The sequence below is a fragment of the Sphingomonas sp. CCH5-D11 genome (assembly GCF_001557395.1).
In the GTDB taxonomy this organism is placed as follows: Bacteria; Pseudomonadota; Alphaproteobacteria; order Sphingomonadales; family Sphingomonadaceae; genus Sphingomonas.
On the sequence record NZ_LSKH01000235.1, the window covers coordinates 1 to 15961 of the forward strand.

The window sequence follows — 15961 nt, forward strand, 5'->3', positions numbered from 1 at the left end:
AACCGCCAGCCCTTCGGCCTATTCGCTGATTTCCGACTTTTTCCCGAAGAAGCTGCGCGGCACCGCTTTGTCGATCTACTCGGCCGGTATCTATGTCGGCGCGGGGATCTCGCTCTTCATCGGCGGGCTGATCGTCCAGAGCTGGAACGCCGCTTATCCGAACGGCGGCCCGTTCGGCCTTGCCGGGTGGCAGGCCGCGTTCCTCGCCGTCGGCCTGCCGGGGATCATCATCTCGCTGTGGATCGCGACGCTGCGCGAGCCGGTGCGCGGGCTTTCCGAAGGGTTGGCACAGCCGCCGCATCCGGCCCCCTTCAAGGCGTTCTTCGAAGAATTGCTGACGATCGTTCCGCCGTTCACGCTGATCGGCGCCGCACGCCTCGGCACGCGAACCCTGGTGCTGAACCTGGTCGCGGCAGTCGTGGCCGCGGGCGCGATCGCGCTGCTCGTCGCTTTCGGAGAACCGCTGCCGCAATGGGTCGCGGTGGGCCTTGGCTTCTACGCCGTTTTCTCCTGGGCGAGCGCGCTGCGCCATCGCGATCCGGCGACATTCGCCCTGATCATCGGCACGCCGGCGTTCCTCTGCACGGTGGTCGCTTATGGGCTCAATGCCTTTCTCAGCTATGCCGCCGGCTTCTGGGCCGCTCCCTATGCGATGCGCGAGCTTGGCGTGGCGCCGGCGGAGGCGGGGCTGATCCTGGGCGGCATGGGTGCGGTTTCCGGCTTTCTGGGCGTGACGGTCGGCGGCATTCTGGGCGACAGGCTGCGACAGCGGAACGCGGGCGGGCGGCTGATCATGGTGGCGCTGGGCGCCGTGCTGCCGGTTCCGTTTCTCGCCATCGGCTTCACCACCGACACGCCCATCGTGCTCTACGTCTGCCTCTTCATCGCGCAATTCACCGCGAGCTGGGGCCTGGGCAATTCGGCGGCCACGACGCAGGATCTGGTGCTGCCGCGCATGCGCGGGGCGGCGACTGCCACCTATTTCATCGGCACCACGCTGCTCGGCCTGGCGCTTGGGCCTTATCTCGCGGGCCGGGTGTCCTCGCTGACGGGGAGCCTGTCGACCGGCATGCTTTCGCTGCTCGTCACCGTACCGATCACGCTGGGCGCCGCGATCGCTGCGTACCGGCTCGTTCCCGCCGCCGAAGCCAGCCGTGAGGATCGCGCGCGGGCGGCTGGCGAGACCGACTTCACTTGATCCGCCTGATCCTGCGGGTGGCAGCGCTGGTGCTGGCGCTGCTGCTCGCCGTGCCGCTCCACCTGCTCTGGCGACTGGTGCGGCTGCCGTCCCCCTGGCCCAAGTGGTTTCTCGGCAGCGTTGCCCGGATCATCGGCGCGCGGCGGCGTACGATCGGTACCCCGCTGCGGCGCGACGTGGTGTTCGTATCCAATCACCTCAGCTGGATGGACATTCCGATCCTGGCCGGGCGCAACGGCAGCGCCTTTGTCGCCAAGGCGGAACTGCGGGCCGTGCCGCTGGTGGGATGGCTGTGCACGCTGAACGGCACCATTTTCGTGCGCCGCGAGGATCGCATGGCGGTGGCCGACCAGATCAACGCGCTGCGCGACGCGCTGGCCGAGGCTTGGGCGATCACCATCTTTCCGGAAGGCACCACGGGTGACGGAAAGGCGCTCCTCCCCTTCAAGGCGGCGTTGCTCGCGGTGCTGGATCCCCCGCCGCCGGGCGTGATGGTCCAGCCGGTGCGCATCGACTATGGTCCGGCAACGGCGGAACTCGCGTGGGTTGGGGACGAGCCCGGCACATCCCACGCCCTGCGCGTGCTCCGCCGGCGCGGCAGCTTTGCCGCCACCATCCACTTCTGTGATCCCTTCGACCCGCACGAGTTTCCGGGGCGCAAGGCGATCGCCGCCGAGGCGCGCGCGCGGATCGCCGCCGCCGGTGGCGAAAGGTGCCCGTCTTCGCTATAGGCGCGGCCCCATGAAGCCTGCCCCAAAAACCTTTGCCGTCAAATCCTTCGGCTGCCAGATGAACGTCTATGATGGCGAGCGGATGGCGGAACTGATGACCGCCCAGGGCATGACCGCCACCGCCGATGCCAATGACGCCGACCTCGTTGTCCTGAACACCTGTCATATCCGCGAAAAAGCGACCGAGAAGGTGTTTTCGGATATCGGCCGCCTGCGCAAGCATGGGCGCGCGCCGATGATCGCGGTGGCCGGCTGCGTGGCGCAGGCCGAGGGTGAGGAGATCGTCCGGCGCGCCAAGGTGGATGTGGTGGTCGGCCCCCAGGCCTATCACAACCTCCCCCGGCTGGTGGCGGAAGCCGCGGCCGGCACCGCATCGGTCGATACGGACATGCCGGTCGCGTCCAAGTTCGCTGCCCTTCCCGCGCGGCGGAAAGTCGGACCAAGCGCGTTCCTCACCGTGCAGGAAGGGTGCGACAAGTTCTGCACCTATTGCGTGGTGCCTTATACGCGCGGCGCCGAGGTCAGCCGGCCGTTCGCCGCGATCGTCGATGAGGCGAAGGCGCTGGTCGATGCCGGCGCGCGCGAGATCACGCTGCTTGGCCAGAACGTCAACGCCTGGACGGATGGCGTGGTTTTCGGCCTGCACGACCTGATACGGACGCTGGATCGCATCCCCGGCCTCGCGCGGATCCGTTACACCACCAGCCACCCCAATGACATGGCTCAGGGCCTGATCGACGCCCACCGGGACGTCGAGAGCCTGATGCCGTTCCTGCACCTGCCGGTGCAGGCGGGCAGCGACCGGGTGCTGAAGGCGATGAACCGCAGCCACACGCGCGATTCCTACCTGCGCCTGCTTGATCGCGTTCGTGCGGCGCGCCCGGACATTGCGCTGTCTGGCGACTTCATCGTCGGCTTTCCGGGCGAGACAGACGCCGAGTTCAAGGAGACGCTGCGTCTGGTGGACGCCGTGGGCTACGCCCAGGCGTTCAGCTTCAAATACAGCCCGCGCCCCGGCACCCCCGCCGCCGACATGGCCGATCAGCTGCCCGAAGCGGTGATGGACGAGCGGCTGCAGCAGTTGCAGGCGGCGCTCAATCGCGATCAGCACGCGTTCAACCAGGCAAGCGTCGGGCGCAGCTGCGATGTGCTGATCGAACGGCGCGGCAAGCTGCCGGGGCAGATGCTGGGCAAGTCGCCCTGGCTGCAGTCCGTGCACTTGTTGGGTGATCATGCGATCGGCGATCTGGTCTCCGTGACACTTGCCGAGGCGGGCCCCAACTCCCTGAGCGGCGTACCGAAATTTTCTTTCGCCGCGTAAGGCCAAGTTGTTGACAGGTTGCGCGTAACGCGAGAGGCTCTCACGCATAATAACAGATGAGGGTTTCGCGTTACGTCAGCACCGTTGCCCAACGAATGTTGATTCTCACGGCAACTCCCACAAATGATATCTTGTATCACGATGGGCCGCCACTTTGCTGGCGGTGCTTGGCTTAGGCGATGCCTTGTCCTGTTATTTGCCAACAGGGGAGACCATCAAGATGTCAGTAGTGGAAGCGCCAGAAGGCGCGCAGTGCCAATGCCCCGCTTGCGTCGGCGGCGAAGCACATCCCGAGGGCAAGATCTGGGATGACGGCCGCTGGGTGGATTACGCGTCGCTCGATCCCGATGCCGGCGGCACCTATGCCGACAAGCCGATCTGGGATGTTGATACGATCTCGGCCAATCTGAACCGTTCGGGCTATGACTGGTACACCAACAATTACGGCGAGCTGGACGACGGCGTTCTGAACTTCGGGTTCTGGAAGAACTACGCCGAGCTTGCCAACAGCTATTACGTCAACATCTTTGGCACAGTTTCGTTCGACGAAGCCTACTATCGCGACGCTTTCTCGGCGTTCGATGTCGACCAGAAGATGGTGGCGCGTCGTTCCATGAACCTGTGGGACGACCTCATTTCCATCTCGTTCCAGGAAACCAAGTCGGGCAGCGCCGACATCACTTTCGGCAATACGAGCACCGGCGGCGCGCAGGCTTATGCCTATCTGCCGTTCGGCGACGTCGACGACGCAGCCTACAACGAGGCTTACAGCTTCGAGGAAGTCGGCCGCCTGGGCGGTGACGTGTGGATCGACGGCTTCGTCTCGTCGAACTTCTTCCCGCTGACGGACAGCTATTACGCCGTCACGACGATGATCCATGAGATCGGCCATGCCATCGGGCTCAGCCATCCGGGCGACTATAACGCGACCGATGATGACGATGGTGACGGCGTGCCTGATCCCATCACCTATGCCAATGACGCCTTCTTCGCGCAGGACTCGCGTCAATATTCGATCATGAGCTATTTCGACGCTTATGAGACGGGCGCACAGCATATCGACTTCACGCTGGCGAACTTCGCCTATGCGGCAACGCCGCTGGTGCATGACATTGCCGCCATCCAGGCGATCTACGGCGTGGATACCACGACGCGCACCGGCAACACGACCTACGGCTTCAACTCGAACGCCGATCGCGACGCTTATGATTTCACGCTCAACACGCGCCCGATCGTCACCATCTGGGATGCCGGCGGCCGCGACACGATCGACTTCTCGGGCTGGGACACGCCGTCGATCATCGACCTGAACGAAGGCGCGTTTTCCTCCGGTGGCGGCGTGATCGAATTCCCGTCGCTCGAAGAGGTAAACGCCAACCGCGCAGCGCTCGGCTTTGCGCCGCGGACCCAGGAGCAGTACGATTATTATGTCGCGCTGCGCGACGAACTGGGCCTCGAGAACGGCCTGTTCACCGATAACGTCTCCATCGCTTACGGCGCGGTGATCGAGAACGCCGTTGGCGGCGGCGGCGACGACCTGATCGTGGTCAACAGCGCAGCCAATCGCGTGGATGGCGGCGCCGGCCTCGATACGGTCAGCTATGAAACGGCGACGGCAGGCGTCACCGTATCGCTGCTCAACGGCGTGGGTTCGGCCGGCGCGGGGGGCGACCGCTTCACCAGCATCGAGGGCGTGATCGGCTCGGCCTTCGCCGACCGACTGACCGGCGATGCAGCCACGAACATCCTGGAAGGCGCCGCCGGCGACGATCGCATGACCGGCGGCGGCGGCCGTGACGCGTTCGTCTTCAAATCCGTTGAGGGTGGCACGGGCGTCGATCGCATCACCGATTTCGGTCGCGACGACATCATCGTCACGGACAAGGCGCTGGCCGATCCCAACAATGACGACGTCATCCGGGTGGGCAGCAACGGTTCGCTCGTGATCGATGCCGAGACCGGCTCGCGCGTGATCCTGCAGGGTCTCGAGCATGACGGCGGGATCGAGTTCCTGGGCGAAGCGGATGGCCTGTTCTTTTATGGCTATGCCGGCGAAACCGAGACGCTGATGAGCGTGACCAGCGCGTTTGCCGCCGGTCGCGTCTATGAGGCGCCGGTGCCGTTGGAGCAGATCGGGCTCGCCTCCCCTGCGGCGAGCACGCCTGCTGCCGTCAACCCGAGCGCGTTCGATCTTGATGACGTGCGCCTCGCCAGCGGTTCGGCAACGGGCGTCGCCAGCGTGGCCGCCGGCTTCGAACCGGCGCTCTCCTATGCGCCGGTGTCACCGGTCCATGCGCTGGACGTGATCAACTGCGTCATCGTCTGATCTGACGAACGACGGCGCCGGGTCGATTGCGGTAATTCCGCAACGATCCGGCGCCGTTTCCGTTTGTCGGCAGGATGGGACTTACACTTCGCCGATTGCGCTGCCACATTGACAAGGCATGACGCACCTTCAGGGAGCCAGATGAGCCGAAAGCCCGTACCCGCCCAAGCGGGCGATCGCAGCAGGGTCGAACTGACCTTCGACCGGCCTCAATTGCTCAGCGCATTGTTCGGCCAATATGATCGAAACCTGGTGGCGCTTGAAAACCGGCTCGGCGTTTACATCACCGCGCGCGGCAACCGCGTGGGGCTGGAGGGAACGGCGGAGCAGGTCGCCCTGGCTCGCGACGTGCTGAACGATCTCTATGTCCGCATACAGCGCGGCGAGGAGGTGGATGCCGGCCTGGTCGACGCCTCGATCGCCATGGCGGCCGAACCCACGCTTGATGGCATCATTTCCGCGGAAAAGTCTGGCGGCGCACCGCCGATCATGATCCGCACGCGCAAGAAGACGATCGTACCGCGTACTCCGGCGCAGGCGCATTACATGCGCGAGCTAGTGCATAATGACATGATCTTCGCGCTCGGGCCGGCCGGCACGGGCAAGACCTATCTCGCCGTGGCGCAGGCCGTCGCGCAATTGATCACCGGCAGCGTCCAGCGCCTGATCCTCTCGCGTCCCGCTGTCGAGGCCGGGGAGCGGCTCGGCTTCCTGCCGGGCGACATGAAGGAGAAGGTCGATCCGTACCTGCGTCCGCTGTACGACGCGCTGTATGATTGCCTTCCCGCCGAACAGGTCGAGCGGCGGATAGCCAGCGGGGAGATCGAGATTGCCCCGATCGCTTTCATGCGCGGACGGACGCTGGCGGATGCCTTCGTGATCCTCGACGAAGCGCAGAACACGACGCCGGCGCAGATGAAGATGTTCCTCACCCGCTTCGGCCAGAACAGCCGCATGGTGATCTGCGGCGACCCCAACCAGACCGATCTTCCCGGGGGCGTAGCGGCGAGCGGGCTTGCCGACGCGACTATGCGCCTGGAAGGCGTGGAGGGGATTGCGATGGTGCGCTTCAGCGCCGCCGACGTCGTTCGCCACCCGATCGTCGGCCGGATCGTCGAGGCATATGAGGGCCGGGACGCTTGAGGTGCCTGATGCCCGGCACGCCTGCCTGCCAGCGCGCGCCTCTGGCCGGCAAGATGCCGACCGCGGCCGAACGCAGGCCATGCTGCTCCAAAAGCGGCCAATTGATGCACGGGAATCATCCATGATCGATATCGCCCTCCTCCAGGAAGAGCCCTGGCCCGACGGCGGCTGGGAAGGGATCGCGACCGCTGCGGTTCGCGCGGCGATCGGCGCCACGCCGTTCGGCACACTGCTCGACACGCGTGCGACGGTGGAGGTGAGCATCCGCCTCACCTCGGACGGCGAGGTGCAGACCCTCAACGCGCAGTATCGCGGCAAGGACAAGGCCACCAACGTCCTCTCCTTTCCGATGGTGCAGCCGGACCTGATCGATACGGTCAGTCAGAATTCCGACGACGGCGAGGTCCTGCTGGGCGATATCGTGCTGGCGCACGGTGTCTGCGTGGCGGAAGCGGCTGAACGCGGGATCAGCGTGGAGGACCATCTTGCCCATCTGATCGTGCATGGCAGCTTGCATCTGCTCGGCTATGATCACATGAGCGACGACGAAGGGGATGCGATGGAAGCGATCGAGCGCGACGCGCTCGCCACGCTCGGCATTGCGGATCCCTATGCCATACGAGAGGACTAAGTGTCCGAGGACCGAAGTAGCGCCGGAAACGGCGAGCCGAATGAAGGCAGTATCTGGCGCGGCCTGCGCACCCTGATCTTCGGGGATTCCGAAGAGGCGACGCTGCGCGATGTCCTGGAGGCGGCGATTGACCGCCACGAGGAAGATCCCGGCCCGGAAACCAAGGGCGACCTGACCCCGCTCGAGCGGCAGATGGTGCGCAACCTGCTCCATTTCAGCGAGCGGGATGCCGGCGACGTGGGCGTGCCCCGTGCCGACATTATTGCGGTGGAGGAGCAGACCACCTTTGACGAGATCGTGCACGTCTTCGCCGATGCAGGCGTAAGCCGGCTGCCGGTGTATCGCGAAAAGCTCGATACCATCGTCGGCATGGTCCATATCAAGGACGTGTTCGCCATCCTCGCCGGTGACGGCCCGCGCCCTTCGGACATTACCAGCCTGATCCGCCAGCCCTTGTTCGTGCCGATGAGCCGGGGCGCGCTCGATCTGCTCGCCGATATGCGCCAGACGCGCGTTCACCTGGCCGTAGTGCTGGACGAATATTCCGGCACCGAGGGGCTGGTGACGATCGAGGATCTGATCGAGGAGATCGTTGGCGAGATCGAGGACGAGCATGACGAGGCGCCCGAAATCATGCTCGTACCGCTCGACGGCGGCGCCTGGGAGGCGACCGCCCGAGTTGAACTGGAGGATGTCGGCAAGGTCGTCGATCCGCGCCTTGCCGAGGCGGAGAGCGATGTCGACACGATCGGCGGCCTGGCCGCCGTGCTGGCGGGACGCGTGCCCGAACCCGGCGACTGTATCGACCATCCCAGCGGCTGGCGCATCGAAGTGATCGATGCCGACGAACGCCGGATCAACCGCGTTCGCCTTCACCCGCCAGTGCCCGAACCTGAGGAGGAGTAGCGAGCTCCTCCCGTGGGGCCGAGGTCGACCGGAGCCGGAGCGCCGCGCCGCAGGAAAGGCGGTAGATCGCGCGAAGCCACAATCCCTGCCGCTTTCTCAACTGGCCCCGGCCTTCGCTGGAGAGACGGATCAAACCCTAGACGTTACGATTCCTGCCGCGTGTAGATCAGGCGACGCTGGTTCGCGCTCCTTCCCGGTTGCATGGCGGGAGGAGCAAAGGCTCAGCGGAAATTGTCGGCGTAGCTTTGCAGCTTGAGCTTCTTCTCGGGCGCCGGCACCACGACATAAGCGATGCCCTGACGTTCGGCATAATCCTTGGCGTCGTCCAGCGTCGCGAAGCCGAGGCGAACCTGCCCCTGGGTGTCGCCGCTTCCGGCCCAGCCCATCAGCGGATCGGCGCGCTGCGCTTCGTTCGGCTCGAACTCGAGCTGCCAGAGATTTGTGCGGTGCTTGCCCGATTGCATGGCGTTTTTCGGGCGTTGAAAGATACGGGCGGTCGGCATGGGCATGTCCTTTATCGTGATCCGCGCGCTCTTGCATCGGCATTTTTTGTTCGCAGCGTAGCCGAGGCCGCGGCGGGATCGTCGGGCCAGGGGTGGCGGGGGTAACGGCCACGCATTTCCTTTGCGACCGCGCTCCAGCTACCCGCCCAGAAGCCCGGAAGATCGCGGGTCGTCTGGATCGGGCGGCCGGCCGGCGACGTGAGCGACAAGACGAGCGGCACGCGATCTGCGCCAACGAGCGGATGGTCTGAAAGGCCGAACAGCGCCTGAACGCGAAGCTCCACCCTTGGGCCGCCTTCCGCCGCGTAGTCGATCGCATGGGTGCTGCCGGCCGGGCTAGTGAAGTTGGCGGGCGCGATCCGCTCCACGCGCTGCAGATCTTCCCAGGAAAGCAGGTTGCGCAGCGCGTCCGTCAGCGCGCCAGGTGCAATCGTGTCCAACCTCCGCTTGCCAGTGACGAGCGCCGGCAGCCAATCGTCGAGGCGGCCGAGCAGGGCTTCATCGCCGAACGGCAGGCCGGCGTAGATCGCCCGCTGGCGAAAGGCGCGTGCGCCGTCGCTCCAGGGCAATAGCGACAGGCCGTAACGCCGCACCCCTTCGATCAACGCCGCCTCGATCGTTGCCGGCGGCGCATTGGGATCCGGTGCGCTGGCCAAGCGGATGGCACCCAGGCGACGTTCTCGCATCGGGCGGACGCCGCCGGTCTCGGGATCGAAATCAGCCAGATGATGCGTTTCGATGCGGTCGCCGAAAAGGGCCGACACCGTTTCCTCATCAATGGCAACGGCGGAAAGGATGCGCGCGCCCGCCGCCATGCCCTGCGTCTCTGCGACCGCCAACCATTCCTCGCGCGCGAGTGAGGACGCAGGATCAAGCTTTAACCCGCGACCGCCGACCGTGGCCCAGCGCTCTCCCGATGCGTCCCGGCGCCTGGCGATCCGATCCGGGAAGGCCAGCGCCACCGCCACTTCGGCGCCCCGGGCACTCGGCGACAGCGATGTCGCGCCCTCCGCAGATGCTCGCAGAACGCCGCGGCTCCACCGTTCGGCGAGCTGCTTTGCCGAACGCGACTTGGGCGAGCCATCGCTTCGCCAGCGACGCAACCGCAGTTCGAGATCCGGATCGTTGCCGCCCAGCCCCCGCTCGCTCAACAACACGGCGACTTCGGCCGCGATAACGGAGAGGCCCAGCGCGCCGGCGCGAAGCAACATGTGGGCAAGGCGCGGCGGCATCGGCAAGCCCGCGATGGCGCGGCCGTGCTGCGTGGGGCGGCCGTCGCCGTCGATCGCCTCGAGGGTCAACAACCTGGCGCGCGCCTCCGCCACGGCCGCATCGGGCGGAGGATCAATCCAGGCGAGATCCCGCGGATCGGCCACCCCCCAGACCGCACTGGCGAGAACCAGTGCGGAAAGATCCGCCTCCAGGATTTCCGGCGGATCAAACCGTGGCAGGCCAGCTGTCGCCGCCTCTTCCCATAGGCGATAGGCCGTGCCGGGACCTTGCCGTGCCGCGCGGCCCGCGCGCTGCGTGACGGACGCCTGACTGGCGCGCTCGGTCACCAGCCGCGTCATACCGGCGGCACGGTCATAGCGCGGACGACGCGCCAGCCCCGAGTCGATCACGATACGAATGCCGTCAAGCGTCAGGCTCGTTTCCGCGATCGATGTCGCCAGCACCAGCTTGCGGCGGCCATCAGGCTCCGCGCGAATGGCGGCGCGCTGCGCTGCCGGATCGAGGCTACCGTGCAGACGGTGCAGCACGACGCCGGGCATTCCGTCGAGCCGCTCCGCCGTTCGCTCGATTTCCGCGACGCCGGGCAGGAACGCGAGCACGCCGCCCTCCGCCTCGTGCAGCGCCTGGCGCACGGCCGCGGCGACCGCATCCTCGATCCGTTCATGGCTGCGGCCGAGATGAACCAACGACAGCGGCCAGCTTCGCCCCGCGCTCTCGATAACAGGCGCGCTTCCCAGCAGGGTGGCGAAGCGCGCGCCGTCCAGAGTCGCCGACATGGCAAGGAGGCGCAGGTCCTCCCGCAGGCCTGCCTGAGCATCGATCGCAAGGGCAAGGCCGAAATCACCGTCGAGACTGCGTTCGTGAACCTCATCGAACAACACGGCAGAAACGCCGGCAAGCTCGGGATCGCGCTGGATCCGGGCAGTGAAGATGCCTTCGGTGACAACCGTGACGCGCGTCTCGGCCGACTTTTTGGTGTCCAATCGGGTGGCATAGCCAAAGGTCTTGCCCACTGGCTCGCCGGCCAGGGCGGCCATCCGTTCAGCGGCGGCGCGCGCGGCAAGACGGCGTGGGGAGAGCAGCAGCACTTCGCCGGTGCACCAGGGCTGGTCCAGCAGGGCGGGTGCAACCGCTGTCGTCTTGCCGGCACCCGGCGGGGCGACCAGAACTGCGGACGATCGCTCCCGCAATGCCGCGAGCAGGTCGGGCATAACGGCATGGATCGGCAAGTCGCTGGCAGCCATCATTCGCGCTCTGTGACAGGCACCTGCCCGAAAATGAACCCGTCACACGCCGCGACCCGCAGCGTCAGTGTAGCGCCCTCACTGCGCGTGTTCGCAGGCACTCATCGATCCGCGCCTCGCTGCCGCCGGGCTGCCGCTGCACCACGGAGGGCACGTCAACCGGCACGCCAGGCCGAGTGGAGACGAAACGCGACGGATCATAGCCGGCACAGCGCAGGATCGCCGACAGCATCAGCGGCGGCGTGTCACGCGCCTCATAACTCAGGCGGAACGTGCCCCAGTGGATCGGAAGCGCCCGCTCCGGCGCCATGCGGTGGAACACCCGCACCGCATCGGGCGGCCCGATATGACTTCCCGATTCCAGCTGCCCTGGCGCGAAACGAAAGGCGCCGATCGGCAGCAATGCCAGTCGCACGGGACCATAAGACGCCGCCTCGCGCGGCCATTTTCCGTCACCAAGCCCCGTATCTCCGGCAAAGAACAGATTGCCTCCCGGAAGGCGGACGGTGAAAGCGGACCAGAGCGCGCGATTGCGATCGGTGAACCACCGGCTTCCCCAATGGTGATTGCGGGTGACGATCACCTCCACACCGGAGCGAACGCTCACCCGCTGGCCCCAGTCCAGCGCTTTGGCAGATACGCCCGCCTGGGCGATCACGCTGTCGTTCCCGAGGCTCGTGAGGATCAGCGGACGATCGCGATCCCAAAGCCGCTTCAATGTCGATGTGTCGAGATGATCGTAGTGATTGTGGCTGACCAGGACCAAGTCGATCCTCGGCAGATCGTCAAACTGGATGCCGGGCGCCATGACCCGTCGGGGGCCAAATCCCAGCGGCCCCGCATTCTCCGACCAGATCGGATCGGTGAGGATGTTCAGGCCCTGCGTCTGCACTAGCACGCTTGCATGGCCGATCCAGGTCGCCACCATGCGATCCCCTGCCACGCGCCGCGCCGGCACCGATGGCGTCACCGCCACGTTTTGCGGCCATGGGGGTCGCCCGTCACTGCCCGTCAGGAACCGCCAGAAGAACCCAGATCGGCTGCCGCCGCTCGGCACGCGCGCCGTGTCTTCGCCATCGGGATTGAAAAAGCGCTGTCCGTCAAAATGCGCGCTGACAGGTCCGCGGTAATAAATGCGATCCAGAAAGCGAGGGATGATCGTCACCGCCAGACCGGCCGCGATGAGGAGGAACAGCACCGCGGTGGCGGCAAGCTTCAGGAACCGCGCCAATCAATGCCCCTCGCGTTCTTGTATCTCAGGAACCACACCGAACGCATGGCGGCGCTATTCAGCGCATCAGTTCTTCGCGCACACGGTTGGCCTGCATTGATTTGCTGACTTCGATCATGAAGCAGGCGAGGCTTGCAATCAGCAGAACCATGGCGAGGATGAAGGCGATCGCCACGAGCTGCCCGATGTGAAGGCTGGCGAGCACCGCCACGAACAGCGTCGCGACCACCGCGCAGGTCATCACGGCCGAACTCACCGCCAGGAACAGCGCGCGATTGATGATCGTCATGCGACGGTCAAGCAGCCGTAACTCCCATGCATGCCGCGCCCGATCGGGACCTGTGGTATTCGGGAACAAGGCTTCGATGGTGCGTGCCCGATCGATCACGCGGGACAATCGGCCGGCAAGCACGTTCAGAAGTGCACCAATACCAGCGAGCATGAACACCGGGCTGAGCGAAAGCTGGATCGTCTGCGCGATCGTCAGCACTTCGGGGGAATAATTCATCAGCTGGAATGTGGCGCGCCTGCCGCATGGCAGCAAGTTGCAAGATGATGGTAAGAGGATTTGATTTAAGGCCAGCTCATGTCGAAGCATTGGTCCCCTGGCGCGCTACACCGTTTTTCCGGTTCTGCGGAGGCGTGCGTGGTGGAGGGGCTCCCGCAAGCCATTGACGACGTTGCCGAAGCGGCGCCGGCGAGCCACGGTTTTCTGCGCCGAGCGTGGTTCGACGCGGCGCTGCAGGCCTATGGCGGGCGTGCGAGGACGTTGATCGTCACGCGGCACGATCGGCCGCTTCTGGCATTGCCGATGCACGACATCGGCCCACGTTTCCTGGGGCTGTCGGCGATTTCCGGATGCTTTTGGCCATTTCGCAGTTTCCCCGCGGCGGCCGGGATCGATGACACGGCGCGCGACGCTGCGCTGGACCAGCTGGCCCGCAGCGTCACTGCCCTGCGCATCGGCCCCGTCTATGATGGCGACGCATCGGCCGCGCCATTCATCGCGGCGGCGCGGAGCCGCGGCTGGGCAGTGCTGAGCCGCACGGTCGCGACCAGCTTCCTGCTCGACATGGCGGCGGCACGCGTTGCGGGAACCTGGCCGCGCAATTCCACGCTGCGCAAGAACCGCTTCCACGAAAAGCATCTGGCAGAGCACGGAGCCTTGCAATGGTCGTTCCTGTCGGGAGCTGACTGGCCGGCGGCGTTCGACGATCTCGCCAATATCGAATGGGCCAGCTGGATCGCCACCCGCACCGACGGGCGTGACGCCAAGTTCACGCGGGCCGGCCATGGTGCCTTCTGGCGCGCTGCTGCGGCCGATCCGGTGATCGCAGACATGTTCCGCGCGGCCGTGCTGACGGTGGACGGAAGGCCCGCCGCCTTCTCCTTCGACATCGACGCCGGCGAGCTGAAATACGCAATCGCGAACAGCTACGATCCCGCCTTTGCCAAGCATTCGCCGGGAAAGCTGCTATATTACCGCAATCTGGTCCACGCGCTGGAGCGCGGCATCACGCGGGTGGACTGGGGCGCCGGCGACAGCGGTTACAAGCGGACGATCGGCGCCGAAGCAGGCCCGGCAATCCGTGACTGGCTCCTGCTACGTCCCGGCATGCCGGCCGCCCTGGCGCCGGTGGTCAGTCTGGCGTGGCGGGACCGATAAGGATCGCCTCCACCGCATCGATCATCCCGTCCAGCGCCACTGGCTCACCCCAATAAGGGTGGTCGGGGCCCGCGCCCGAATCACGCGCGGCCTCTCGCCCGGCGAGCAGCGTCCGAAGCGACAGGCCGGCGAACAGCAGGCGCTGGTTGACCAGGGCGTGCGGCAAGTGATCGAGCAGCCGGTGGAAATGCGCCAGGCAGCGCACATAGCCTTCCGAATGCTCACCCCCGGCCCATTCATCGAACATCTGCCGACGCTCGGTCTGCATGCTGGTCATGAAGCGGAAGTAGGTTTCACCCTCCCCTGTTTCGCCCGTCAACGACGCATTGGGCACGACCAAAGCCCGCACCACATCCCGCAAGCTGAGTTCGCCGCGGGCCTCGGCATCGTCGAGCATGCGCATGCGCGATCCGTCGATCAGGTCGGCCCCCTCCACCACCAGTTCGCGCAGCAGATCGTCCTTGCTGCCGAAATAATAATGGACCGCAGCGGCGTTGCGCTGCCCGGCCGCTTCCACGATCTCGCGCATGCCGACGGCGGCGATGCCGCGTTCGGCGAAGAGCCGGCGCGCCGCGCGCTTCAACTCGTTTCGGGTGGTGCCGCCACGGCCGGCGGATTGGGGACGCGCAAGGTTCATGCGGCGAGAGCATCGGCCAAGCCGCCGCGCGGTTCAAGTCATCCGGCTTAGATTGACGCTCGCCGCTGCCCGCTTATGGTAAAGCAGACGACTTATAAGAGCGGGAGAGGGATCGTGGCGACCTTGGCGCACGACCGCGAGGCTTGGGCGGAACTGATCGACCTCGACGCGCTGGCGCGCTGGATGGACGGCAAGCGCCTGGGCGAAGGACCGATCGTTCATGCCGAAACGCTTGGCGGCGGCACGCAGAACATCCTGCTGCGGTTCGAGCGTGCCGGCCGCACCTACGTGCTGCGGCGCCCGCCGCGCCGCCCACGCCCCGAAAGCGATGAGGTGATGCGCCGCGAGATGAAAGTGCTGGCCGCGCTGGCGGGATCGGATGTGCCGCATCCCGGCTTCATCGCCGGCGAAGGGGATCCGGCGATCCTCGGCACCGCTTTCTACCTGATGGAGCCGATCGACGGCTTCAACGCCACCGTCGGCCTGCCTCCGCTCCATGCTCGCAGCGCCGCGGTGCGGCGGCAAATGGGCGAGGCCATCGTGGACGGCGCGGTGGCGCTGTCGCGGATCGATCCGCATGAGGCCGGGCTGGACGATCTGGGGAAGCTGGACGGGTGGCTGGAGCGGCAGGTGCCGCGCTGGCGTGCGCAGCTTGACGGCTATGCCAAGTTCGAGGGCTGGACCGGCTATGCCGCCCTGCCGGACGTGGATGCGATCTGCGGCTGGCTGGAGGCAAACCGCCCCACGACCATGAAGCCGGGCCTGATCCACGGTGATTATCATCTGGCCAATGTCATGTACCGGCCCGATTCGCCGGCCCTGGCGGCGATCGTCGATTGGGAGCTGGCGAGTCGCGGCGATCCCATGCTCGACCTCGGCTGGCTCACCGCCACCTGGCGCGACCCGGACGAGCCGCACCAGCGCGTTTCGGTGACCCCGTGGGAGGGCTTTCCCACGCTTGGCGAGATTGTCGATCGCTATCTGGCGGCCACCGGACGGACCGCGGCAGAGGCGCGGTGGTATACGGTGCTCGCGCCGTTCAAGCTGGGCGCGATCCTGGAGGGAAGCCATGCGCGCGCGTGCGCCGGCCTCACGCCCAAGCCGATCGGCGATCAGCTGCACGCCCACACCATCTCGCTGTTCGAGCGCGCATTGCGGCGGATCGACAAGCCGCTGATGTGAGCGAAGCCG

The 15961-nt window shown here is 66.1% G+C and carries 14 protein-coding genes; 9 read left to right on the forward strand and 5 right to left on the reverse strand.

Features of this window, described 5'->3' with window-relative positions; translation table 11 throughout:
- The 7 genes from AX702_RS14635 to AX702_RS14665 form a co-directional block, all read left to right on the forward strand.
- On the forward strand, window positions 1-1198 hold a 1198-nt coding region (locus AX702_RS14635; RefSeq protein ID WP_066780790.1), incomplete at its 5' end, for an MFS transporter.
- Window positions 1195-1929 carry a lysophospholipid acyltransferase family protein gene (locus AX702_RS14640; RefSeq protein WP_066780792.1) on the forward strand — a complete coding sequence of 245 codons (735 nt, stop codon included), beginning with the start codon at window positions 1195-1197 and terminating at the stop codon, window positions 1927-1929. The genes AX702_RS14635 and AX702_RS14640, both read left to right, overlap by 4 nt.
- 10 nt (window positions 1930-1939) lie before the next feature.
- Entirely contained in the window at window positions 1940-3250 is a 1311-nt protein-coding gene (gene miaB, locus AX702_RS14645; protein ID WP_082746285.1) for a tRNA (N6-isopentenyl adenosine(37)-C2)-methylthiotransferase MiaB, read from the forward strand.
- 220 nt (window positions 3251-3470) lie between these two features.
- Complete coding sequence (locus AX702_RS14650) at window positions 3471-5576, forward strand: M10 family metallopeptidase C-terminal domain-containing protein (protein WP_082746286.1); 2106 nt, start codon at window positions 3471-3473, stop codon at window positions 5574-5576.
- Window positions 5577-5717: 141 nt separating this feature from the next.
- Window positions 5718-6719: a PhoH family protein gene (locus tag AX702_RS14655; protein ID WP_066780795.1), complete on the forward strand. Its 1002-nt coding sequence runs from the start codon at window positions 5718-5720 to the stop codon at window positions 6717-6719.
- A gap of 121 nt (window positions 6720-6840) precedes the next feature.
- Entirely contained in the window at window positions 6841-7350 is a 510-nt protein-coding gene (gene ybeY / locus AX702_RS14660) for an rRNA maturation RNase YbeY (RefSeq protein WP_066780839.1), read from the forward strand.
- Complete coding sequence (locus AX702_RS14665) at window positions 7351-8256, forward strand: hemolysin family protein (RefSeq protein ID WP_066780797.1); 906 nt, start codon at window positions 7351-7353, stop codon at window positions 8254-8256.
- Window positions 8257-8477: 221 nt separating this feature from the next.
- Here the strand turns inward: AX702_RS14665 and AX702_RS14670 are convergent, their stop codons facing one another.
- From AX702_RS14670 to AX702_RS14685, 4 genes are all read right to left on the reverse strand, one after another.
- Window positions 8478-8759 carry an ETC complex I subunit gene (locus tag AX702_RS14670; RefSeq protein ID WP_066780799.1) on the reverse strand — a complete coding sequence of 94 codons (282 nt, stop codon included), beginning with the start codon at window positions 8757-8759 and terminating at the stop codon, window positions 8478-8480.
- 11 nt (window positions 8760-8770) lie between these two features.
- Complete coding sequence (gene hrpB / locus AX702_RS14675) at window positions 8771-11236, reverse strand: ATP-dependent helicase HrpB (protein WP_156455507.1); 2466 nt, start codon at window positions 11234-11236, stop codon at window positions 8771-8773.
- Window positions 11237-11300: 64 nt separating this feature from the next.
- Window positions 11301-12467 (reverse strand): MBL fold metallo-hydrolase, encoded by a 1167-nt coding sequence (locus tag AX702_RS14680; protein ID WP_066780803.1) that lies wholly within the window; start codon window positions 12465-12467, stop codon window positions 11301-11303.
- 58 nt (window positions 12468-12525) lie between these two features.
- Window positions 12526-12975, reverse strand: coding sequence for a DUF2721 domain-containing protein (locus AX702_RS14685; RefSeq protein ID WP_066780805.1), 450 nt, complete (start codon window positions 12973-12975; stop codon window positions 12526-12528).
- A 78-nt stretch (window positions 12976-13053) separates the two neighbouring features.
- Between AX702_RS14685 and AX702_RS14690 the strand changes: the two genes are divergently transcribed.
- Complete coding sequence (locus tag AX702_RS14690) at window positions 13054-14133, forward strand: GNAT family N-acetyltransferase (RefSeq protein WP_066780806.1); 1080 nt, start codon at window positions 13054-13056, stop codon at window positions 14131-14133.
- On the opposite strand, the gene AX702_RS14695 is transcribed toward AX702_RS14690, so the two are convergent.
- On the reverse strand, window positions 14108-14770 hold the full coding sequence (locus tag AX702_RS14695) for a TetR/AcrR family transcriptional regulator (protein WP_066780808.1): 663 nt from the start codon (window positions 14768-14770) through the stop codon (window positions 14108-14110). The genes AX702_RS14690 and AX702_RS14695 overlap by 26 nt on opposite strands.
- Before the next feature lie 114 nt (window positions 14771-14884).
- Between AX702_RS14695 and AX702_RS14700 the strand changes: the two genes are divergently transcribed.
- Window positions 14885-15952 carry a phosphotransferase family protein gene (locus AX702_RS14700; RefSeq protein WP_231731867.1) on the forward strand — a complete coding sequence of 356 codons (1068 nt, stop codon included), beginning with the start codon at window positions 14885-14887 and terminating at the stop codon, window positions 15950-15952.
- Window positions 15953-15961: the final 9 nt, after the last annotated feature.

Bases quoted from the DNA above. Each gene is read 5' to 3' on its own strand.
- AX702_RS14655 (WP_066780795.1), top strand. From the start codon at position 5,718: ATGAGCCGAAAGCCCGTACCCGCCCAAGCGGGCGATCGCAGCAGGGTC.
- AX702_RS14690 (WP_066780806.1), top strand. From the start codon at position 13,054: ATGTCGAAGCATTGGTCCCCTGGCGCGCTACACCGTTTTTCCGGTTCT.
- AX702_RS14685 (WP_066780805.1), bottom strand. From the start codon at position 12,975: ATGAATTATTCCCCCGAAGTGCTGACGATCGCGCAGACGATCCAGCTT.
- AX702_RS14695 (WP_066780808.1), bottom strand. From the start codon at position 14,770: ATGAACCTTGCGCGTCCCCAATCCGCCGGCCGTGGCGGCACCACCCGA.
- AX702_RS14650 (WP_082746286.1), top strand. From the start codon at position 3,471: ATGTCAGTAGTGGAAGCGCCAGAAGGCGCGCAGTGCCAATGCCCCGCT.
- hrpB (WP_156455507.1), bottom strand. From the start codon at position 11,236: ATGGCTGCCAGCGACTTGCCGATCCATGCCGTTATGCCCGACCTGCTC.
- AX702_RS14670 (WP_066780799.1), bottom strand. From the start codon at position 8,759: ATGCCGACCGCCCGTATCTTTCAACGCCCGAAAAACGCCATGCAATCG.
- miaB (WP_082746285.1), top strand. From the start codon at position 1,940: ATGAAGCCTGCCCCAAAAACCTTTGCCGTCAAATCCTTCGGCTGCCAG.
- ybeY (WP_066780839.1), top strand. From the start codon at position 6,841: ATGATCGATATCGCCCTCCTCCAGGAAGAGCCCTGGCCCGACGGCGGC.